General features: G+C 66.3%; 22 protein-coding genes and 1 pseudogene. 10 read left to right on the top strand and 13 right to left on the bottom strand.

Translation table 11 applies throughout. The features are described 5' to 3' along the window. Window positions 1-13: 13 nt before the first annotated feature. The 7 genes from B1790_RS02100 to B1790_RS02130 are packed head-to-tail and all read right to left on the bottom strand — an operon-like array spanning window position 14 to window position 5,786. On the bottom strand, window positions 14-808 hold the full coding sequence (locus B1790_RS02100; RefSeq protein WP_079921489.1) for an acyl-CoA dehydrogenase family protein: 795 nt from the start codon (window positions 806-808) through the stop codon (window positions 14-16). A 2-nt stretch (window positions 809-810) separates the two neighbouring features. Further along, the gene (locus B1790_RS02105; protein ID WP_079921490.1) at window positions 811-1,941 is read right to left on the bottom strand and encodes an acyl-CoA dehydrogenase family protein; all 1,131 of its coding nucleotides are present in this window, start codon (window positions 1,939-1,941) and stop codon (window positions 811-813) included. Next, entirely contained in the window at window positions 1,938-2,378 is a 441-nt protein-coding gene (locus tag B1790_RS02110; protein WP_369832274.1) for a nuclear transport factor 2 family protein, read from the bottom strand. The genes B1790_RS02105 and B1790_RS02110 overlap by 4 nt, the downstream gene beginning before the upstream one ends. Next, a complete protein-coding gene (locus tag B1790_RS02115; RefSeq protein ID WP_079921492.1) occupies window positions 2,371-3,600 on the bottom strand; it encodes an amidohydrolase family protein in 1,230 nt (409 codons plus the stop codon). The genes B1790_RS02110 and B1790_RS02115 overlap by 8 nt, the downstream gene beginning before the upstream one ends. A gap of 2 nt (window positions 3,601-3,602) precedes the next feature. Then, window positions 3,603-3,932: a hypothetical protein gene (locus B1790_RS02120; RefSeq protein ID WP_079921493.1), complete on the bottom strand. Its 330-nt coding sequence runs from the start codon at window positions 3,930-3,932 to the stop codon at window positions 3,603-3,605. Continuing rightward, window positions 3,925-5,256: an SRPBCC family protein gene (locus B1790_RS02125; protein WP_079921494.1), complete on the bottom strand. Its 1,332-nt coding sequence runs from the start codon at window positions 5,254-5,256 to the stop codon at window positions 3,925-3,927. Before B1790_RS02125 ends, B1790_RS02120 begins: the two co-directional genes overlap by 8 nt. Window positions 5,257-5,258: 2 nt before the next feature. Beyond that, window positions 5,259-5,786: a carboxymuconolactone decarboxylase family protein gene (locus tag B1790_RS02130; protein ID WP_079921495.1), complete on the bottom strand. Its 528-nt coding sequence runs from the start codon at window positions 5,784-5,786 to the stop codon at window positions 5,259-5,261. 365 nt (window positions 5,787-6,151) lie between these two features. On the opposite strand from B1790_RS02130, the gene B1790_RS02135 reads away from it, so the two are divergent. From B1790_RS02135 to B1790_RS02165, 7 genes are all read left to right on the top strand, one after another. Beyond that, a complete protein-coding gene (locus B1790_RS02135; protein WP_142270990.1) occupies window positions 6,152-7,318 on the top strand; it encodes an acyl-CoA dehydrogenase family protein in 1,167 nt (388 codons plus the stop codon). Beyond that, the gene (locus B1790_RS02140) at window positions 7,318-8,082 is read left to right on the top strand and encodes an SDR family NAD(P)-dependent oxidoreductase (protein WP_079921497.1); all 765 of its coding nucleotides are present in this window, start codon (window positions 7,318-7,320) and stop codon (window positions 8,080-8,082) included. The genes B1790_RS02135 and B1790_RS02140 overlap by 1 nt, the downstream gene beginning before the upstream one ends. 10 nt (window positions 8,083-8,092) lie before the next feature. Then, window positions 8,093-9,310, top strand: coding sequence for a CaiB/BaiF CoA-transferase family protein (locus B1790_RS02145; RefSeq protein ID WP_079921498.1), 1,218 nt, complete (start codon window positions 8,093-8,095; stop codon window positions 9,308-9,310). Then, window positions 9,307-10,152, top strand: coding sequence for an enoyl-CoA hydratase/isomerase family protein (locus B1790_RS02150; RefSeq protein WP_079921499.1), 846 nt, complete (start codon window positions 9,307-9,309; stop codon window positions 10,150-10,152). Before B1790_RS02145 ends, B1790_RS02150 begins: the two co-directional genes overlap by 4 nt. Then, the gene (locus tag B1790_RS02155) at window positions 10,142-11,290 is read left to right on the top strand and encodes an acyl-CoA dehydrogenase family protein (protein WP_079921500.1); all 1,149 of its coding nucleotides are present in this window, start codon (window positions 10,142-10,144) and stop codon (window positions 11,288-11,290) included. Before B1790_RS02150 ends, B1790_RS02155 begins: the two co-directional genes overlap by 11 nt. Window positions 11,291-11,417: 127 nt before the next feature. Further along, window positions 11,418-12,038: a TetR/AcrR family transcriptional regulator gene (locus tag B1790_RS02160; RefSeq protein WP_079921684.1), complete on the top strand. Its 621-nt coding sequence runs from the start codon at window positions 11,418-11,420 to the stop codon at window positions 12,036-12,038. Further along, window positions 12,035-12,541 carry a hypothetical protein gene (locus B1790_RS02165; RefSeq protein WP_079921501.1) on the top strand — a complete coding sequence of 169 codons (507 nt, stop codon included), beginning with the start codon at window positions 12,035-12,037 and terminating at the stop codon, window positions 12,539-12,541. Before B1790_RS02160 ends, B1790_RS02165 begins: the two co-directional genes overlap by 4 nt. Window positions 12,542-12,605: 64 nt before the next feature. Here the strand turns inward: B1790_RS02165 and B1790_RS02170 are convergent, their stop codons facing one another. Next, window positions 12,606-13,403 (bottom strand): emopamil-binding protein, encoded by a 798-nt coding sequence (locus B1790_RS02170; RefSeq protein ID WP_142270971.1) that lies wholly within the window; start codon window positions 13,401-13,403, stop codon window positions 12,606-12,608. A gap of 321 nt (window positions 13,404-13,724) precedes the next feature. Here B1790_RS02170 and B1790_RS02175 point away from each other — a divergent pair, with 321 nt between their 5' ends. Genes B1790_RS02175 through B1790_RS02185 form a run of 3 tightly spaced genes read left to right on the top strand, consistent with a single transcriptional unit; the run spans window position 13,725 to window position 15,499 of the window. Further along, window positions 13,725-14,999 carry a cytochrome P450 gene (locus tag B1790_RS02175; RefSeq protein ID WP_079921502.1) on the top strand — a complete coding sequence of 425 codons (1,275 nt, stop codon included), beginning with the start codon at window positions 13,725-13,727 and terminating at the stop codon, window positions 14,997-14,999. Continuing rightward, the gene (locus B1790_RS02180; protein ID WP_079921503.1) at window positions 14,996-15,187 is read left to right on the top strand and encodes a ferredoxin; all 192 of its coding nucleotides are present in this window, start codon (window positions 14,996-14,998) and stop codon (window positions 15,185-15,187) included. Before B1790_RS02175 ends, B1790_RS02180 begins: the two co-directional genes overlap by 4 nt. 18 nt (window positions 15,188-15,205) lie before the next feature. Then, on the top strand, window positions 15,206-15,499 hold the full coding sequence (locus tag B1790_RS02185; RefSeq protein ID WP_255407240.1) for a DUF1330 domain-containing protein: 294 nt from the start codon (window positions 15,206-15,208) through the stop codon (window positions 15,497-15,499). 111 nt (window positions 15,500-15,610) lie between these two features. Here B1790_RS02185 and B1790_RS35155 read toward each other — a convergent pair. The 5 genes and pseudogenes from B1790_RS35155 to B1790_RS02205 form a co-directional block, all read right to left on the bottom strand. Beyond that, window positions 15,611-15,757: pseudogene (locus B1790_RS35155) on the bottom strand (cytochrome P450); the annotation flags it as partial. Between the two features lie 78 nt (window positions 15,758-15,835). After that, a complete protein-coding gene (locus B1790_RS02190; RefSeq protein WP_079921504.1) occupies window positions 15,836-16,630 on the bottom strand; it encodes an NAD(P)-dependent oxidoreductase in 795 nt (264 codons plus the stop codon). Beyond that, window positions 16,627-17,448 (bottom strand): NAD(P)-dependent oxidoreductase, encoded by an 822-nt coding sequence (locus B1790_RS02195; protein ID WP_079921505.1) that lies wholly within the window; start codon window positions 17,446-17,448, stop codon window positions 16,627-16,629. Before B1790_RS02195 ends, B1790_RS02190 begins: the two co-directional genes overlap by 4 nt. Continuing rightward, on the bottom strand, window positions 17,448-18,317 hold the full coding sequence (locus B1790_RS02200; protein ID WP_079921506.1) for an alpha/beta hydrolase: 870 nt from the start codon (window positions 18,315-18,317) through the stop codon (window positions 17,448-17,450). Before B1790_RS02200 ends, B1790_RS02195 begins: the two co-directional genes overlap by 1 nt. Continuing rightward, a complete protein-coding gene (locus B1790_RS02205) occupies window positions 18,314-19,969 on the bottom strand; it encodes an OB-fold domain-containing protein (RefSeq protein ID WP_079921507.1) in 1,656 nt (551 codons plus the stop codon). The genes B1790_RS02200 and B1790_RS02205 overlap by 4 nt, the downstream gene beginning before the upstream one ends. Window position 19,970: the final 1 nt, after the last annotated feature.

Genomic DNA, 19,970 nt, shown 5'->3' on the forward strand with positions numbered 1-19,970 from the left:
ACCTACGCGACCGTCACAATTCAGCCAGCCGCGGCACCGAGCCGCGTGCTCGCAGACCCGCACCGGCCTTTTGGGTGAGTTCCCTCGAGCTGCCAAGCAGCCCGTCGAGTACCAGCACACGCTTCACGTGATGATGCAGGGCGTGCTCGGCGGTGAAGCCGATTCCGCCGAGTACCTGCTGGCAGTGTCTGGCAGCGGTGAGAGCGGCCTTGCCCGCAGCCGCCTTTGCCAGCAGCGCGGTCAGGTCGGGATTGTCGACACCAGACAGGGTCAGGGTTGCTTCGGCGCCCTCGATCGCCACCAACGTGTCCGCCAGCCGGTGTCGCACCGCCTGAAAGGATGCAATCGGCTTGCCGAACTGCACGCGGTCAAGGGCATGCCGACGGGCCAGCGACAGCATGGCCCGCGAGCTTCCGATCAGCCACCAGCCAAGGGCTCGTCGGGCCTCGGCGAGGCGGAGCAGTTCTCCCTCCTCCACGCGCAGTAATGGCAGCCCGCCCATCACCGTGCTCGTCGGGCCGCCGGTCGACCGATCCCACACCACCTGAACGTTGCCGGCGAAGGGCAGTGCGGGGGTGCCGCCGAGCTCACGACGACTGGACTGCAACACCACGTCGTTCAGAATTGAGGCGTGCGAGCCGGTTTCGCCCAGGAGGCGGAAGACCAGCGGAACCGTCGTCTCCGCCGAATCGGTGAGCATCTCGGTCCATCCCAGCTCGGCGAGCGCCACGTCCAGGTCGACGCCGGACGCCGACAGCATCGTCTTGCGCAGGGTGCCCTCGAGCATCTTCAGCGATTCAGGATCCATCGTCACTCACTCCCCAGATCGAGTAGTCGGCGCGCGATGATGTTGCGCTGCACTTCGGCGGTACCGCCGTAGATCGTCGACGCGCGAGAATAGAGATACTCGGCACGCCACGGCGTGTCATCGAGATCGATTGCGCCCGGCAGTAAGTCGAACACGGTGTCGTAGAGTCGCTGCTCTGCTCCGGCCAGCAACAGCTTGTCGACGGAGGTCTCCGGACCCAGCTTGGCTCCGTCGTCCAACCGCTGCTGGGTGGCCAGGGAACGGCAACGCAACGTGTGCAGGGCGAGATACGCCTCACCCATCTCGCCGTCGACGTCGCGGCCCAGATCCTTGACATCGACGACCAGCGCGTCGAACCTGGAGTAGAGATAGGCGATGCGCTGCCAGAAGCAGGTCGAACGCTCGTAAGGCAGCAGATCCATCGCCAGTTGCCAACCGTCACCGGGGTTTCCGAGCATTCGATCGTCGGGCACCACGACGTCGTCGAAGTACACCTCGCAGAATTCGTCGACGCCGTGCATCGTGCGCACCGGGCGGACGTCGATTCCCGGGCTGTCCAGGTCGACGAAGAACGCGGTCAGGCCCTGGCTCCTCGGCGTGTCACCGTCGCCGGTGCGGGTCAGCAGGATGCACTTGGACGAGAACTGCGCATAGCTGGTCCACACCTTCTGGCCGTTGACCACCCACGAGTCACCCCGCCGCTCGGCGCGGGTGCTCAGGGAGGCCAGATCGCTACCCGATCCTGGCTCGGAGAACCCTTGACACCAGGTCTCCCGTCCAGACAACAAGCGTGGCACCATCTCCGCGGCCAGCTCGGGCCGGGCATAGTCGATCATCGTGGGCGTAAGCACCTCGAGCATCGAATACGGGCCAGGCTCGTCGAGGCGCCGACCGACGATCTCCTCGCCGACGACCGCGCGCAGAACAGCGGGTCCGCCAAGACCGCCCACCTGCTCTGGCCAGCCCCATCGCATCCAACCGGCGTCGTAGAGGGCGCCGAGGACACGTGCGTGTTGCGCCTGATCGGCCTGTAGGGAGTGGTTGGCCGGGGGAGTCAAGTCGTTGTCGTCGAGCCAATTCCGCAGCCCGGCCCGAAACTCGGCGACGTTCGGAACGCCGGTGAACGTCGTCATCCCGCCTCCGGCCTGCCGATGGCATGCGGACGGCCGGAGTCGTGGTCACCGTTACGCCGAATGAACGTCATGGCACGGGTGCCAATACGCCATCCGTCATCCGTGCGGAGATAGGTGTCCCGGTAGTACCCAATGCGCATGTCGTGCGTGGAGTGCTCGACGAAGCACAGAGGTTGGGTGCCGCTCGCGGTGTCGGCGTCATCGCCGAGGTCGATCAGTGCCGTCCCGGTCATGAACAACCCGCTGGGGGCGGCAGCGACGAGCTCGGGGAACCGCGCCAGGGTGTAGGTCGAGCCGAACGCGCTGTAGGTGCCGTCCGGTGTGAAGACCGTGACGAGCCCCCCGACGTCGCCCTGGGTAATGGTGACCGCGTACTTGGCCAGGAGCTGCTGGATCTCGACGAGGTCGTCGGTGCGCGACGGCCGAGTGCTAGGCATTGTCATGTCGGAAGACCTTTCCGCCCTTCATCACGAAGTTGACGTTCTGGGTAACTCTGATGTCCTGCAGTGGATCACCTGGCACGGCAATGACGTCGGCCAGCAGGCCCTCGGCGATGCGCCCCCGGTCGGTGACGTCGAGGAGGTCTGCGGCGACTACCGTCGCCGCCCGCAGCACAGCCGACGCGGGCATGCCCCAGTCGACGAGCGTGACGAGCTCGTCGGCGTTGCGGCCGTGCGGGATGGCGGGCGCGTCGGTGCCGACCGCGATCTTGACGCCGGCTTCGTAGGCTGCGACCAGCGACGTCCTGGCCATCGGAAACATCAGAGCGGCTTTGTCCTGCAGCGCCTTTGGGGCCTTCGAGACGTCCATCGCCTCGGCCAGTCGACGGGTGGTGACCAGGAACCGGTCGTTGTCCACCAGCATCTGGATGGCCTCGTCATCCATCAGGAAACCGTGTTCGATGCAGTCGATGCCGACTGCAACAGCGTGCTTGACGGCCTCGGCGCCGTGGGTGTGGGCGGCCACCCGCAGTCCGCGGCGGTGCGCCTCGTCCACGATGGCTGCCAGCTCCTCATCCGAGTAATGCTGTGCACCAGCCTCTCCGGTCAAGGACATGACCCCGCCGGAGACACACACCTTGATCAACTGGGCGCCGTGCTTGATCTGGTAACGCACCGCCTTGCGAACTTCGTCGACGCCGTTGGCGATGCCTTCCTCGACGGTCAGCTCGAGCGCACCTGGCATGAACGCGGCGAACATCGTCGGGTCGAGATGTCCCCCCGTCGGCGTGATCGCATGACCCGCTGGCACTACGCGCGGCCCGTCGATCCAGCCGGCGTCGATGGCCTTGCCCAACGCGACGTCGAGCAGATAGCCGCCTGTCTTGACGAACAGCCCGAGGTTGCGGACCGTGGTGAACCCCGCTCGCAGCGTCCGACGTGAATTGCCAACGGCGCGAAGGACACGCGTGGGGGGGTCGTCCTGTACCTGGGACAGCCCCGGGTTCTCCCCGCGCCCGCCCATCAGCAGGTTGACCTCCATGTCCATCAGGCCCGGCAGCAGGATGGAGTCGCCGAGGTCGACGACCTCGCCATCCAGGCCCTGCGGTAGGTCGCCGCCGATTTCGACGATCCGGTCGCCCTCGATCTTGATGACGGCCGGTCGAATCACCTCACCGGCGTCGACGTCGACGTAGCCCGCGGCCTTCAGGGTCAGCACGACTAAACCACCGGCTCCTTGATCAACTGGATGTAGGCCGCGCCGCTGTCCAGTACGCGGGGCTGCTTCCACACTTCGACCGGGAAACTCACCATGACGATCGACTGTCCGAGATGGACCAGTGCCTTGGCGTCCTCGGGCATGCTCGCCAGGGGAAAGCGTGCGTCGACGTAGACCATGATGTCCTCCAGGCGCGCCAAACCGGCGTCGTACAACTCCTGCATCTGGTCCATGGACGACGCAAGGCGCTTGGCGTATCGCTCCTCCTCGGTCGGCAGGCACCAATCCGTAAATCGCTCGAGATCGGCGAACTCCGCGGGCAGCTTAGACATGTGCGGGATCCTTCTCGACGGTCGTGGTGGCGTCGGCGCTTGCGGTGTCGGCCAGCGACGCCTTGTACCGATCCACGTACTGATGCGCGGTCATGTGCAGGTGCCGCAACAGAATCTCTTGATCGCACAGCGGGAATTTGGTGACCGCGCGGGTCCCGATCTGTGTCTGCGTCGCCTCCAAGGTGTTCGCGTCCTGGAAGGCGTACTCCTTGAAAGTCACCGCCGCCAGCTCCTGAGAAAGGCGCTGGCGCAGGTTCTTTGGCGGCACGAAGTAGAGATCCGCCTCGAAGATGTGCGAGTCGACGCCGGTCGGCCAGTAGTTGTAGGTCAGGTACCAGCCTGGCGCCCAGAACAGCAACGTCCAATTGGGGAAGAACTCGAACGAGTCAGTGCCCCAGGTCTTGTGTCGACCGGGGTTGATGGCCGGCGGCAACTCCTCGGGCAGGATGCCGTCGATGTCGGGCCGGTCCCACGGACCGAAGAGACCGCTGTGCAGGATCTGCTCGATGGGCTTGACCATGTTGATGTCCTTGGGCGGGGACATACCACCCCACGACGAGACCATCGAGTGGTCGCCCTTGAGGTCGTAGGCGAGCGCTTCGAAGCCGAACTTGGCCAGCTTCTCGGCCTCCTCCTTTTCGGCCTGCTTCATGTGCAGGATCGGGGCGTGATAGAACTCCGTGAAGGCATCGATGAAGAGCTTCCAATTCGCCTTGACCTCCGAGCGATAGCTGTAGTGCTCGGTCATCTCGTGGAACGGGTAGCCCTTGAGCCCCTCTCCGAATTCGCCGAGGAAGTCGACCAACGGCTCGGCGTCGTCGTCGAAGTTGACGAAGATGAAGCCCTCCCACACCTCGCAACGCACCGACTTGAGCGGATAGTCGGCCTTGTCGACGTCGAAGAACTCGCCCTCTTGCTGAATGAACGTCAGGTCACCCTTGAGGTCGTAACGCCAGGCGTGGTACTTGCAGACGAACTGCCGGCAGCTTCCCGAGACCTCTTCGCCCGGATAGTCGTTCCACACCAGCTTGTTTCCGCGGTGGCGGCACATGTTGTAGAAGGCCTGGATCGTGCCGTCCGAGCCCTTGTTGACGATGATCGACGTCCCAGGACCGACGGACGGCATCTCGCGGGTGAAGTAGCTACCGGTCTTGGGTAGCAGTTCGACGCGACCGAGGTGCAGCCACGTCTTGCGGAAGATGGCCTGCTGCTCGAGCTTCCAGTGCTCCGGGTCGACCGAGTCGGTGTAGTCGACCGGAGCGGTGCCCAATTCGGGCCAGTTCTCGGTCCAGCTACCCGCCTGCGGCTTCGGGAAGAATGCCACGATTAGTTCTCCTTCTTGGGTTCGACGCCAAATGTGTTCAGGGCCATGGCCAGCATGTGGTAGCCGCCAACGGTGAAGACGAAGTCCATGAGCTCGCGCTTGTCGAAGTGTTCGGACAGCGCGGCCCACGTGCCGTCGGAGATTCGAGCGTCGTCGACGAGTTCGTCCACGCCGGCGAGCAGCGTGCGGTCGAAGCCCTCGGCGGCGTCGACGCTCTGCACCGCGGCGATGTCGTGGGCGGTCAATCCCGCGTCCGTGCCGATCGCTAGGTGCTCGTCCCACTCGTAGGCGCACGCGGTGCGGTGGGCGACCCTCAGGATGGCCAGCTCCCGAATGCGAGCGTTGAGCGTCGAACGCGTCAGCAGGTAGAAGCTGAATGTCAGGAACGGGCGGGTGAGGTCGGGGTGGTTGACCAGGGTGCCGATCGCGTTGCCGGCAGCCGTGGGATTACGCCGTTCCTCGGGCATCGTCCGCAGGGCGCTCAGCACGGCGTCGTCCCATTCCGTGGCAGGCAACGGTGGTATCCGCACGGCGTCTCCCTTCGATGACGAGGCGGTGTCCCGCCGATATGAGAATCATATTCTCATATTCGACTAACAAGTTTCCACGTTGACGCTAGATCGTCAACGCCGGGGGTCGAAATGGTGCGGCTCCCGACCGTGCCACGGGCGAGAAAGGTGCAGGCGCCGCGTCATTTGTCACTCACGCTAGTTGATTCTCCGTCAGTGAGAGGATAGTTTTCGTTTACTGGGACCGGACAACACCGCGACCGTCGGCGTCGAGACTCGTGACGGTCGCAAGCCGTTTGGTCGGCGCCACGCGGATCAGCGGTTGGTCGAGGTGGCCCTAGATGGCACCCGACTACCTTCGACGAGGAGATTCAGTGACCGGTGGGATGAACTTCGCACTGACCGAGGATCAGCAGCTGATCCGCAAGTCGGTGGCCGAACTGGCCGCGCGCTTCGACGACCAGTACTGGATGGACAAGGACCTGGGTCACGAGTTCCCCCAGGAGTTCTACGGCGCGGTCGCCTCCGGCGGGTGGCTGGGCATGACCATCCCCGAGGAGTACGGCGGGCATGGTCTCGGCATCACCGAGGCGACCATCCTCGCCGAGGAGGTGGCGCGTTCCGGCGGCGGGATGAACGCGGCCAGTGCGATTCACATGTCCATCTTCGGCATGCAGCCCGTGGTGGTGTTCGGCTCCGCGGAGATGAAGGCCGCGACGCTGCCCAGAATCGTCGACGGCGACCTCCACGTCTGCTTCGGTGTCACCGAACCCGGTGCGGGCCTTGACACGTCGCGGATCACCACCTTTGCCAAGCGGGATGGCGACTCGTACGTGGTCAACGGGCGCAAGGTGTGGATCTCCAAGGCCATGGAGTCCGAGAAGATCCTGCTGCTGACCCGCACCACGCCCTACGACGACGTGACGAAGAAGACCGACGGCTTGTCGCTGTTCCTCACCGACCTCGATCGCGACCACGTCGACGTGCGGCCCATCAGGAAGATGGGCCGCAACGCGGTCAGCAGCAACGAATTGTTCATCGACGACCTTCGCATCCCGGTCGAGGACCGAATCGGCGAGGAGGGCAAGGGGTTCGAGTACATCCTGCACGGCCTGAATCCCGAGCGGATGCTGATCGCGGCGGAAGCGTTGGGCATCGGGCGGGTGTCGTTGGATCGCGCGGTCAAATACGCCAACGAGCGGGTCGTCTTCGATCGCCCGATCGGCATGAATCAGGGCATTCAGTTCCCGCTCGCTGACTCGCTGGCGCGCCTGGATGCCGCGGAGCTCGTCCTGCGGAAGGCGACGTGGCTCTACGACAACGGCCAATCCTGCGGCCGGGAGGCCAACATGGCCAAATACCTGTGCGCAGAAGCCGGATTCGATGCAGCGGACCGCGCCCTGCAAACCCACGGGGGCATGGGTTACTCGGAGGAGTACCACATCTCGCGCTTCTTCCGTGAGTCTCGGCTGATGAAGATCGCCCCGGTGAGTCAGGAGATGATCCTGAACTTCCTGGCGTCCAAGGTGCTCGGCCTGCCGAGGAGTTACTGATGACTGCGAACCCGCTCTTCGACCTCTCGGGCCGGTCGGCGCTCGTGACGGGCGCCGCGGGCGGCATCGGCTCTGCGGTGGCGGGAGCGCTCGCCACTGCGGGTGCGTCGGTTCTGGTGACCGACCTCGACGAGAACGCCGCAGCCGCCGTCGCCGCCGGGATCGTCGAACGGGGCGGCATTGCCCAGAGCGCGGGACTCGACGTCGCCGACCGAGGATCCGCCGACGCCGCGGCCGTGCAGGCGGCGGCGATGACCGGGGGTGTGCTCCACGTCGTGGTCAACAACGCGGGTGTCACCGCGCCGGCGATGTTCGCCGACATCACCGAGGACAACGTCGGCCGTCTCATCGACATTCACGTGATGGGCGCCTTCCGGGTCACACAGGCGGCGCTGCCGTTCCTCGCGACCGACGGCACCGGGCGCGTCATCAACGTCACCTCGGCGGCTGGCATCACCGGCACGCTCGGGCAGGTCAACTATTCGATGGCCAAGGCCGGCATCATCGGGTTCACCAAGTCATTGGCCAGGGAGCTCGCGCGCAAGAACATCCTCGTGAACGCGCTGGCGCCGTTGGCGGCCACGGCGATGACCGAGACCATCCGCACGAACGAGAAGTTCTCGGCGAACATGATGCGTCGAATCCCGTTGCAGCGCTGGGCCGATCCCGACGAGATCGCGGGTGCCTTCGTCTTCCTCGCATCCAACGCCGCGTCCTACGTCACGGGCCAGGTGCTGCCCGTCGACGGCGGCATGGTGATGTGACCGGGGGATCATGACCAATCCGGGGCCCCTGGCGGGCATCACGATCGTGGCCATGGAGCAGGCCGTGGCCGCCCCCATCTGCAGCCGGGTGCTCGCCGACTTCGGCGCCCGGGTCATCAAGGTGGAGAATCCCGTCGGGGGAGACTTCGCCCGCGACTACGACGACGTCGTCAACGGGCCCGACGGCCTGGGCGCGCACTTCGTCTGGTGCAACCGGGGCAAGGAGTCGATCACGCTGAACCTGAAGTCGCCGAACGGGATCGACGTCCTGCATCGACTTCTCGACGGGGCCGACGCCTTCGTGTCCAATCTCGCGCCCGGTGCGACGGCACGACTCGGGCTGGGCCGCGCCGACCTCGCGGTCCGTCATCCGAGACTCATTCCCGTGGAGATCGACGGGTACGGACCGGGTGGCCCCATTTCTCACAAGCGGGCGTACGACCTCCTCGTACAGGCGGAGTCGGGCTCGTGTGCGGTCACGGGCCATCCGGGCCTGCCTGCCAAGCCGGGGCCGGCGATGGCCGACTTCACCACCGGCCTCTACGCCGCCCTCTCGATCATGGCGCTTCTCGTCGCACGCGGGCGACACCCGGACGTCGTGGCGCCTGCGGTCGAACTCAGCCTGTTCGACGTGATGACCGACATCATGGGGTATCAGCTGACCTACACCCAGCACACCGGCGTCGACCAGGTTCCGCTGGGAGTCAGCGCACCCGCCGTCGCGCCATACGGGTCCTTCCGAACCGGTGACGGTCACACCGTCGTGCTCGGCACCACCAACGACCGTGAGTGGCAACGGCTGGCCAGGGACGTCATCGAGCGACCCGACTTGGCTGACGACCCACGATTCAGCACCAACGCCGACCGATGCGCGCATCGTGACGTACTCGACGAAGCCATCGGATCCTGGTGCGCCACACGCGATCTAGTGAACGTGCAGAAGATCGCGGATGACGCGGGCATCGGCAACTCCCGATACAACCTGCCGAGCGAGGTCGTGGCGCACCCGCAACTGCGCGCACGCGACCGCTGGCGTCGAATCGGCTCGCCCAAGGGCAGCATCCCCGCGCTGCTGCCACCGCCGGTGATCGCCGGGTACGAGGCGCCGATGCGCGCCGTGCCGGGGCTCGGTGAGCACACCGACCTCATCCTCGCGGAACTGGGTCTCGTCGCCGACGACATCGCCGCGCTGCGGGACGAGGGCGCGATCGGCCCGGCGTACCGATGACCGACGATCCCGTCCTGCTCGTCGACGACGTCGGCGGCGTGCGCACCCTCACCCTGAATCGACCGCACCGCAAGAACGCACTCGATGCCCGGTTGTGGCGGGAACTCGCCGATGCGTTGCGTGCGACCGCACGTGACCCCGCCGTGCGAGTACTCGTGATCACCGGTGCGGGCGGAGCCTTCTGCTCGGGCGCCGACATCGGCACCGGCGAGGACATTCACCCCCGATACAAACTGCAACGGCTCGGCGACGTGGCGCTGGCCCTGCACGAATTGCCCGTCCCCACGGTGGCCAAGGTGGCCGGGGTTGCGGTCGGCGCTGGCTGGAACCTCGCCCTCGGATGCGATCTGGTGGTGGCCACCCCCGAGTCGCGCTTCTGCCAAATCTTCGCCAAGCGCGGACTGTCGGTGGACCTCGGCGGGTCGTGGCTGCTGCCCAAGATCGTCGGACTGCAGCAGGCCAAGCGCCTGATTCTGTTGGGAGACATGATCGATGCGGACGAGGCTCGTACGCTCGGTCTGGTGACCTGGGTACGCCAGGCCGACGAGATCGACGCATTCGTCGACGACCTGACCGGCCGGTTGGCAGCCGGCCCGCCGTTCGCGTTGGCGCAGAGCAAGGCGCTGGTCAACGACGGCGCCAGCAGCACGCTGCAGCAAGCCCTGGCGAACGAAGCCCGCGCCCAGCCGGGGAACTTCGCGACCACGGATTCGGCGGAGGCCTACGCCGCATTCACCGCAAGGCGCGAACCCAACTTCGTTGGGGAGTGGGCGGTTCCGACCCGACCGCCTCCGACGAGCCCAACGCCCGACCCCACCGGAGGGAACGCTCATGCGCCGTGACCTGTTCGACGAAGACCACGAGGCGTTTCGCGCGCTGGCGCGCGAATTCGTCGAGAAGGAGGTCGTGCCGCATTATCCGCACTGGGAGAAGGGCGGTCGGCTACCTCGGAAGGTGTTCGAGCAGATGGGTGAGCTGGGCCTGCTGGGAATGGCGATTCCAGAGGAGTTCGGCGGGGGCGGTGCGCCGGACTACCGCTTCAACGTCGTCCTGCAGGAAGAGGCGGCGCGAGCCCTGGTGACGTTGTCCACGGTGCGCACTCAGCTCGAGGTGATCCTGCCGTACTTCCTGCACTACGCGAACGCCGAGCAGCGCGAGCGATGGTATCCCGGCCTAGCGGCGGGCACGCTGCTGACCGCCGTGGCGATGACCGAACCGGGCACCGGCTCGGATCTCGCGGGGATGCGAAGTACCGCGGTGGTCGACGGCGACGACTACGTCCTCAACGGAGCCAAGACGTTCATCACCGGAGGCATGCAGGCCGACCTGGTGGTCGTAGTCGCGCGCACCTCCACCGACCCGGACAACCGTCGCAAGGGCCTGACGCTGTTGGTCGTCGAGGACGGCATGCCCGGCTTCACCCGCGGACGCGAGCTGGAAAAGATGGGTTGCAAGGTCCAGGACACGGCGGAGTTGTCGTTCGTGGACGTCCGCGTCCCCGCGGCCAACGTGCTCGGTGAGATCGGCGAGGCCTTCGGCTACCTCGGCCACAACTTGCCGCAGGAGCGTCTGACGGTGGCGGTCGGGTCGGTCGCGCAGGCGCGGTCGGCCATTGCCGCGGCAATCGGCTACACCAAGGACCGCAAGGCCTTCGGTTCGCCGGTGGCGTCCTTCCAGAACACGAAGTTCGAGCTTGCCGCGTGCTCCACCGAGGTCGAGGCGGGGCAGGCAATGCTCGACCGCGCGGTTCAGTTGCACGTCGATGGCGAGCTGTCTGCCGCCGACGCGGCCAGGGTCAAGCTGTTCTGCAGCGAGATGCAGCAGCGGGTCGTCGACCGCTGCCTACAGCTGTTCGGTGGTTACGGCTACATGATGGAATATCCGATCGCGCGGCTGTACACCGACGCCCGGGTGGCCCGGATCTACGCGGGCACCAGCGAGGTCATGAAGGTGATCATCGCCAAGTCGCTCGGTCTCTGAGGGGGCCTACCGGCGAGTGACTCGCGGCCGAAAAGAGACTCTTGTCACAGCGGCCAAACCTACCTACTGTGTGTTCACTAGGTTGGATTGGCAACGGGGCCAGGTGAGTGATCGGAGTCCGGTGACGATGTCGGAGCAGCAGTCGCCGCGGCCCTACGCGTCGCTGCTCGCGAAGGGTGACGACCGCAGAGTCCGGATTCTCGAAGTGGCCGAGCGCCTGCTGGCCCGCAACGGTTGGCGCAACACCTCGCTCGCGCAGATCGCGAGGGAAGCGGGCGTCAGCGCGGCCGGACTGCTGCACCACTACGCATCGAAGGAACAACTCCTCAACGCCGTGCTCGACGCCCGCGACGCCGACGACGACCAACACGCCGACCGCACGGGCGACCTGATCACCGAGATTTGCAGGGTCGCGGAGCGATTCGACCGTGAACCCGAGCTGATCGGCACCTTCACGGTGTTGCTCGCCGAGAACATCGCCCCCGATGCGCCGTTGCACGATCGTCTGGTCAGGCGACAGCAGGCCGCGATGGGCATCGTGACCGACTTCATTCGACGCGCGCAGGACACCGGCGTCTATCGCCCCGACTTCGACCCGGCCATCAAGGCCGTGGAGATTCTCGCCTTCATCAACGGAATGGAGTCCGTATGGTTGCTCGATCCTTCGATACCCCTGGTCGAGGTCTTCAGGGGGTACGCCCAGACGCTGGCCAGAGATTTCGGACCCGTGGACAGGAGCAGACCATGAGGTATCGGTTGGACGTGGTGGGGCCCTCGGTCCACGACGTCGTCACATTCGCCGGCGGCTTCGTCGTCGACCGCGTCATGGCGGGCTGGGACGTCACGGTGCTCGTCGACGGAGCGGAGGACCTTCGAGCACTGGAGATTCTTGGCGTCGACGTCCAGGATCTTGAAGGCGCACTGGAGATGTGGGCCGACCGGCCCCACCCGCATACCGTGGCCGTGGCGTCGGAGTTGTTCGCGACCGACGCGCGGGTTCGCCGCGGCGTGCTCGAGGCACTCGACCACGGACTGACGGAGGTGACGCTCTGGGGTGAGCGTTGCCCGGCCGAACTCGACGACACCGTGGATTCGGTGCGCCACCGGCTGAGTGCCGCCGCCCGCGCCTTCAAGGCACAGGCGTTGGGTGTATTCGAAACCGGAGCCGTCGACGTCGGCGATTCGGAGACGTTCCGGTGCGGCGCGATGCTCCGGCCCTCCGTGGCTGCGGACCTCATCCCGGCAAGCTGACGCGGTATTGGCGTTGGGGGAGAAGTACTTCCAGCCGACCGAGATGCGCCAGACGAGGTCGAGTTCAGGGTAGTCCTCGCGCGGCGGCGCGGGTGAGATGGTCGATCTGCAGGTAGGTGGCGTACAGCACCAGCGGTGGCAACACGATGAAGGGGACGTTCTCGGCGACGAATTTGAAGCCCAAGCCGTATCCGCCCTGTCCGATGTCGGCGAACCCGGCACCCACTTCCGAGACGAAGTACACGGCGGTGCTGCTCATCAAGACGGCGACGCCGGCAAATGTCAACCAGAGACAGCGAATTCGTGACTCGGTGCCGAGTTGCGTACGGATCAGCTGCGTCCACATCACGAAGACCATCACCCCGGTGAGCACGCCGACGACCTCTAGCGCGAAGATCCACGGGTTGCCGCTGACGTAGCGGGTGTCCGCCAGACCGTACTGCCACCACAACCACTTCCAGCCGGGGTCGTCGGTCGGCGCCCACAAGCCAAGCGGATGTCCGATCAGGAACATCAACTCGTAACCGATCTGGCTGCCCGCGGTGTACGGAAGGTAGAACAGGACGAGTTCGGCGGCCCTGTCGAGGCGCGTTCGATTCTCGCCCGGCGCGTTCCAGAAGATGACGAGGGGCAGAAGCAGGACGGGAACGCCGAAGATGAGATTGACGACCACGTCGGTGGTGAACGACGGTGCCACGACGCCGATCTGAACCCCAATGGTGACCACTAGGAACACGGCCGCGGTGAAGATGCCGGTGCCCAGGTAAATCCGTCCGCGATGCGGTGCGACCGGTCTGGCGAAATTCGTCTCCTTGGGCAGCACGGGCAACGTCGGTGTCACTTCTCTCCCGCGGTTGCTCATGTCATGCACCCTCGTTCCTGGCCGGCGCTAGTGGTGACGAATCGTCGCGCACGCGCAATGCTGCTGAGCCGCAACGTCGTTGCGTCTACTCATGGCCCGTAGTCGTTCGAGGCGGTGTTCGGCTCGGGCCACGACGGGACGGCTTCCCCGCTCGTCGTCGCCGCGAGCGAATACGAGAGGAGTGCGCCGACCACGTTGACTGGCGCAGACCTCCGGTGTTCGGCTCGAGCAGATTGACGACCGGGCAGACGTGTGAAAATGTTATGCGCTACAGATGAGAATCATATTCTCACTGGACGATATTGCAAGAGTGGAGCGCACATGGCGGAAGACCTGACCTCGGTCGACTTCTTTCGGGACAACCGACTGGTCGCCGACCCGTACCCCTTTTACGCGGCGTTGCGGGACAAGTGCCCGGTGAGCCGGGAGGACCACTACGGCGTCACGATGGTGACGGGCTGGCAAGAGGCGGTCGACGTCTACAACGACGCGGACACGTTCTCGTCCTGCATCTCGGTGACGGGACCGTTCCCAGGGTTTCCGGTCCCGCTCGAAGGCGACGACGTCACTGATCTCATCGTCAAGCACCGCGACGAGATCCCCTTCAGCGACCAGTTGCCGACGCTGGATCCGCCGACGCACACCAATCACCGTGCCCTTCTCATGCGCTTGATCACGCCCAAGCGGCTCAAGGAGAACGAGGACGCGATGTGGCAGATCGCCGACGAAGTCCTCGACGAATTCATGGCCCCCGGTGCAGGGGACTTCATCTCCGGGTTCGCCGCACCCTTCACGCTGCGCGTCATCGCCGACCTGCTTGGCGTGCCCGAGGAGGATCGTCCCGAACTGCTGGAGCGACTAGCCCGCGGCACCCACGGAAGCGGGCTGGGCAACGCCGACAAGGCAATGACCAAGACGCCCCTGGAATATCTCTACGACATCTTCGGCCAGTACGTGGAAGACCGTCGCGCCGAACCCCGCGACGACGTGCTGACCGGACTGGCCACGGCCACCTTCCCCGACGGAACCATGCCGGAGGTCGGTGACGTCGTCCGCGTGGCCACCAACGTCTTCTCGGCGGGGCAGGAGACCACGGTGCGGTTGCTCAGCACCGCGATAAAGATCATGGGGGATCAGCCCGACGTCCAGCAGCGGCTGCGCGACGACCGCAGCCTGCTCGGCAACTTCATCGAGGAATGCCTGCGCATCGAGAGCCCCGTCAAGGGCGACTTCCGATTGTCGCGCGTCCCGACCGAGATCGGTGACGAAACCGTCGCCGCCGGAAGCACTCTGATGGTCGTCAACGGTGCCGCCAATCGCGACCCGCGCCGGTTCGACAACCCTGACGACTTCGACCCGGACCGCAAGAACGCCAGGCAACACCTTGCGTTCGGGCGCGGGATCCACAGCTGCCCCGGGGCGCCGCTCGCGCGAGCGGAGACACGGGTCGGCCTGGAACGGCTGCTCGACCGGACGACCGACCTACGGATCAGCGAGAGGCACCACGGGCCAGCAGGACAGCGCAACTACCAGTACATCCCCACCTACATCCTGCGCGGGCTGACCGAGTTGCACGTCGAGTTCGACGCCACGTGAAGGTCACCGTCGACGAGGATCGGTGCGCGGGTCACGGTATGTGTCTGACGCTGTGTCCGGAGGTCTTCGATCTGACGGACGACGGGTGGGCGGTCGCGGTACACGAAGAGGTTCCCGAGAATGCCGAGCCCGCTGCGCGGGCGGCCATTGAGAATTGCCCCGAGCGGGCCATTCGCGAGATCGACTGAGACGAAGGGAGATCGACGGTGTCCGACGAGCCCAAGGGTTACGTGATCCTCACCGAGGATGTCAAGGATCCGGCCGGAATGGCGGAGTACGGCAAGCTGGCACGCACGGCGATGTCCACCGCGAAGCTGCTGGCGTTCAGCCCCGCCGTCGCCACGCTGGAGGGGCAGTGGCACGGAACCCAAACCGTCCTACTGGAATTCGAGTCCGTAGATGCGGCCAACGAGTGGTACCACTCCGAGGACTACCAGCGGGCGGCGAAGCTTCGCCACGCCGCGGCCGAGTGCAACGCGGTCGTCATCTCGGGTCTCTGAGCCGCGGCCGAATCACTCGCCAACGATGGTGATGGCCTGCCGAGGGCACTGTCGGACGGCCTCCTTGATCTGCTGGTCGCTGTGCGGTCGATCTTCCTCGTCATGCGACGCTCACCGCGAAACCTTCACCGGGACATGGCGATAGTCGGCTACATTCTGCATGTTGACCCGCTCCAGGCGATCGAAGTCAACTTCGTACCGCGGCACGAAGTCCAGCAGATGCTCGAGTGCGATCGCAGTCTCCATCCGCGCCGGCGCAGGAGTTCTCTTCGTGTCGCGTCAGCGCGTAGAAGTCCCCGTCCGCGTCCTCCTCGGCCTTTCCGCTCGGTCGAATGTCTACGCCGGTCGCGGTGCGATTGCCTCGACGGCGGCATCCAGGATGCCCAAGTCGACGCCCAGCCCGGCAACGGTGTGGCGCACCACCGCAATGTCTTTGCCGACGAACTCGCCAACCGAGGCGACGAAGGCGTCGACCGACCCTGCCGCGTCGATCATCGCCAGGGCCCGGCTCTGCGAACTGCCATGGGTCAGGGCGCCGAGCAAGGACGTCTCGGTGATACCGAAGTGCGCGCCCAGTCGAACGGCTTCGGCGACGAGGCCGATCTGAGCTGCGAAGAGGGTGTTGTTGACGAGCTTGACGAGTTGCCCTGCGCCAGTGGCACCGACGTGCAGAATCGGATCGGCATAGGCGCCGAGCATCGGCCGGACCCGGGCCACGGCGGTGTCGTCACCGCCGACGAACAGGGTGACCGAGCCGGCCGCGACGTCATGCGGGCCGCCGCTGACCGGAGCGTCGACGACCGCTACGTCGGGTCGCTGCGCCGCAAGGCCTTTGGCGGTGCCCGGGCTGCCGGTGGTGTGCAGGATCAGCGTCGAGCCCGGCGGCATCGCGGCCAGCAGTCCATCGTCGACGCACACGCTTCGGACCTGTTCGTCGGTGAGGACGCCAAGGACGACGGCGACCGCGCGGGCGGCGGCCGACGGATCGGTCACCGGGTGCGCGCCCAGACCCGCGATCACCCGGGCCTTCTCATCGGTGCGGGCCAGGACGTTCACCCGGTGCCCGGCGTCGACGAGTCGGCGCACCATCGGCCCGCCCATGCGCCCGGCCCCGACGAACCCGACGATCATCGGCGTGGATGGTCCATTGCGGCCAGCGCGCCGTCGGCGACGGTGAAGACCGTCCCCTCTGGCGCCGATGCGCCCTCGGCGAGGCTGGCCGCGTGCCGGACGTCCTTCTGCAGCAGGGCTCCCGCGACCGGCGCGAGGGACGCCAGCGTGCCACCGGCCCGGCCCATGCTGTTGACGGCCTTGCTCGCCGCCGATCCTCGCGCCAGCACCTCGCACAGCGCTGTCCTGGGAACCCCAAGAGCCTCACCGAGTTCCAGCGTGCTCAGGGCCGCCCCGAGGTTCGCGCTGAACAACAGGTTGTTCAGGATCTTCGTCACCTGACCGCTGCCCACCGGCCCGAGGTGCACGATCGGGTCGGCGAACGTCGAAAACACGGGTCGACACCTCTCGACGACGGCATCCTCGCCACCGACCATGACCAAGAGAGTGCCGTCGGCGGCGGCCGGGCCACCGCCGCTGACCGGTGCGTCGACCACTGAAACACCCTGCTCGGCAATCTGTTCGGCGATGTCGCGACACGTATTCGGGTGTACGGTGCTGTGGATGGCGACGATGGAGCCTGGTGCGAGTCCGACCAGCACGCCCGTGTCACCGTCGAGGATCTGTCGGACGTCGTCGTCACCCACCACGCACAGGCACACGAGATCGCTGGCCGCCGCCAACTCTGCGGGCGAGGAGGCGACCTTTGCGCCGGTGCCGGCGAACGGCGCGACGGACTGGGGGCGACGGCTCCACAGGGTCAGCTCGTAGCCGCCCTCGACGATGCGGCGCGCCATTGGTGCGCCCTGGCTGCCCAATCCGATGAATCCGACGCGCATCACGGTGCCTCCACTTCGACGTTGGTGTCCGTCAGGCACCCGTCGACGAACGACAGCACCCGTCGGTGATAGTCCTCAGCCGTCAATCCGACGCTGAGATTGTGTCCGCTGTCGGCCATGGCGTTGACCGTCACCCGGGGCGCCGCGGTGAACAGCGCCGCGATGTCGTTCAAGGCCTGTGGCGTTGTCTCCCATACGCTCTCGTGATCGGCGACGCTGAACTGCACCGGCACGGTGACCCGAGCCGCGGCGGCGGGGAAGTCCCGGTTGGCCCAGTTGGCGGTGACGTCTGCTTCATACGCAGCGCCGGGCGCCGACAGGGCACCGGTGAGAACCTCGGCCGGGTACAAGACGGTGGGTTGCCACAGCAGGTCGCGAAGGCCCGTAGGTCTCGACGTCGCGGTCACCTGACCGATGAGAGCCTGGGCCCCCGTGGTGAAACACAATCCCGTGCCTGCCATCTCGACGCCGATGACGTCGTGTCGGGTGTCGTCACCGGCCATGCGGAGCCCCAACTCACATCCTGAGGAGTGGGCCATCACGAACAGGCCTGCACCACCGTCGGCGGCGACGATCGCGTCCACTGCGCCGAACGCCAACTCCAATCGCCGACCGGCTTCTGCCATCTCGTCCTGATACAGCGCCGAGGCGCCGTAGCCGGGTCGATCAAGGGCGATCACCGAATATCCCTGAGAAGCGGCCATACGCAACAACGACAGTCGCGGCTGGCCGGGGCAGTCGAAGTACCGAGACGTCACGGCACCGCCGTGGACGGCCACGATCACCGCGCGCGGCTGGGGCACCTGGATGACCGCCGCCGACATCGGCACGCCGTCGACCATGACGACGCGGGGGCGGGGCGCGGTCACGAGTCGGTCCTCAGCAGGAGTGCACCGCTTGGGGTCAGGCCGCCGGTGCTCACCACGGCGACCTTGGCGTCGGCGACCTGGCGCTCACCTGCCTCGCCCCGCAACTGGCTGACCGCCTCGTAGATGAGGCCCATGCCGTGAGTCCGACCGTGGGAGAGCTGGCCGCCGTGGGTGTTCAGCGGGATGACGCCGTCTCGGGCTATGTTGTGGCCACCGTCCAAGAAGTCCTTGGCCTCGCCGATGCCGCAGAAGCCCAGTGCCTCCAGCCAGGACAGGCAGTTGAAGGTGAACCCGTCGTACAGCTGCGCGACGTCGACGTCGTCGGCTCTCATCGAGGTCCTAGTCCACAGATGCGCTGCCTGCCCGAGAACTTGGGGCTCGTGGGTCATCGTCGACTGATCCCAGTCGGTGCGCTCGACGATCTGGGTGCCCACCGCCTCGAAGAACACGGGCCTCCTCGGCATGTCGCGGGCGGCGTCGACTGCGGAGACGATCACGGCCACGGCACCGTCGCAGGGCACGTCGCAGTCGTATAGGCCGAACGGCGTCGTGATCAGCCGGGCGCCTAGATAGTCGTCCATCGTCATCGGATCCCGATAGATGGCCGTCGGGTTCAGCGTGGCGTTGGCACGCTGGTTCAGAGCGATCCAGCCCAGCGTCTCGCGCGTGGTCCCATAGCGGTGAAAGTGCCTCTGCGCGTTCATGGCCAACGTGTGCGCGGCGGAGGTGGCGCCGAAGGGCACCTGCCAGCTGGTGGTGCGCGCACCACCCGGCGGAGACGCCTTGCCCTCCTTCATCAACTGTCCGTAGGTGGCCTCCCACAGGGTGCGGAAGCACAGCACATGGCGGGCCATTCCGGTGGCGACCGCCATCATGGCCGCGATCACCGAACCTCCGGGGCCGAAGGTGTCCATGCCGCCGTTGATCCACGTGGGTTTGAGGCCCAGGGCGCCCTCGAGCGCGCTCACTCCACCTTCTCCCATGCCTGCGACGTCCAGTCCCGGATAGGTCGACATTCCGTCGACGTCGTCGAAGGTCAGGCCCGCGTCGGCGACCGCCGCCTCGCACGCCTCGATGGTCAGTGCAAGCGGTGGCACCATCAGGCGGCGGCCCAGCCGCGAGGCGCCGATCCCGGTGATGGCCGAGTGGTCCTCGAACTTGGCCGTCGTCCGCATCGCGCGCACGTGGCGGGGAAAGTCGCGGGGCTCGATCTCGTCGACCGGCTGCGGCACGGGGGCGTCGTCAGAGGAGGGCCGGAACAACGGCAGCCACACGTCGCCGAGTTGCCGGAACACCACCTCGAGGGGTTGGCCGAGTACGAGATCAGCTGGCATGCAGTCGACGATGTTGGTGGTCAACCGGACCCGGGGATCCTCGGCGATGGCGACCTGCGCGACGACGTAGGGCGGCGGCAACTCGGGGAAACCGAAGCGATGGTTGACGGTGAACGCCGAGAGACTGGCTCGCCCCGACACGGTCCGGATGCCCAGATCCCGACTACGGCAGTACCGGCAGATCGGGGCCGGTGGGTGGATGAGCGCCCGACAGGCTTGGCACTCCTGCAGACGCAGCCGACCGTCGGCGCCTGCGGTCCAGAAGTACTCGTTGGCGAGGGTGACTTGCGGCAGCGGGCGACCCGGTTCGTCGGGCACG

Source organism: Mycobacterium sp. AT1, assembly GCF_002043095.1.
GTDB lineage: Bacteria > Actinomycetota > Actinomycetes > Mycobacteriales > Mycobacteriaceae > Mycobacterium.

Excerpts from the sequence above, each read along its gene's own strand:
- B1790_RS02100 (WP_079921489.1), bottom strand. The coding sequence starts at position 808 with ATGGATCCTGAATCGCTGAAGATGCTCGAGGGCACCCTGCGCAAGACG.
- B1790_RS02155 (WP_079921500.1), top strand. The coding sequence starts at position 10,142 with ATGCGCCGTGACCTGTTCGACGAAGACCACGAGGCGTTTCGCGCGCTG.
- B1790_RS02160 (WP_079921684.1), top strand. The coding sequence starts at position 11,418 with ATGTCGGAGCAGCAGTCGCCGCGGCCCTACGCGTCGCTGCTCGCGAAG.
- B1790_RS02165 (WP_079921501.1), top strand. The coding sequence starts at position 12,035 with ATGAGGTATCGGTTGGACGTGGTGGGGCCCTCGGTCCACGACGTCGTC.
- B1790_RS02150 (WP_079921499.1), top strand. The coding sequence starts at position 9,307 with ATGACCGACGATCCCGTCCTGCTCGTCGACGACGTCGGCGGCGTGCGC.
- B1790_RS02195 (WP_079921505.1), bottom strand. The coding sequence starts at position 17,448 with ATGCGCGTCGGATTCATCGGATTGGGCAGCCAGGGCGCACCAATGGCG.
- B1790_RS02140 (WP_079921497.1), top strand. The coding sequence starts at position 7,318 with ATGACTGCGAACCCGCTCTTCGACCTCTCGGGCCGGTCGGCGCTCGTG.
- B1790_RS02135 (WP_142270990.1), top strand. The coding sequence starts at position 6,152 with ATGAACTTCGCACTGACCGAGGATCAGCAGCTGATCCGCAAGTCGGTG.
- B1790_RS02105 (WP_079921490.1), bottom strand. The coding sequence starts at position 1,941 with ATGACGACGTTCACCGGCGTTCCGAACGTCGCCGAGTTTCGGGCCGGG.
- B1790_RS02120 (WP_079921493.1), bottom strand. The coding sequence starts at position 3,932 with ATGTCTAAGCTGCCCGCGGAGTTCGCCGATCTCGAGCGATTTACGGAT.
- B1790_RS02145 (WP_079921498.1), top strand. The coding sequence starts at position 8,093 with ATGACCAATCCGGGGCCCCTGGCGGGCATCACGATCGTGGCCATGGAG.
- B1790_RS02190 (WP_079921504.1), bottom strand. The coding sequence starts at position 16,630 with ATGATCGTCGGGTTCGTCGGGGCCGGGCGCATGGGCGGGCCGATGGTG.
- B1790_RS02170 (WP_142270971.1), bottom strand. The coding sequence starts at position 13,403 with ATGAGCAACCGCGGGAGAGAAGTGACACCGACGTTGCCCGTGCTGCCC.
- B1790_RS02110 (WP_369832274.1), bottom strand. The coding sequence starts at position 2,378 with ATGCCTAGCACTCGGCCGTCGCGCACCGACGACCTCGTCGAGATCCAG.
- B1790_RS02175 (WP_079921502.1), top strand. The coding sequence starts at position 13,725 with ATGGCGGAAGACCTGACCTCGGTCGACTTCTTTCGGGACAACCGACTG.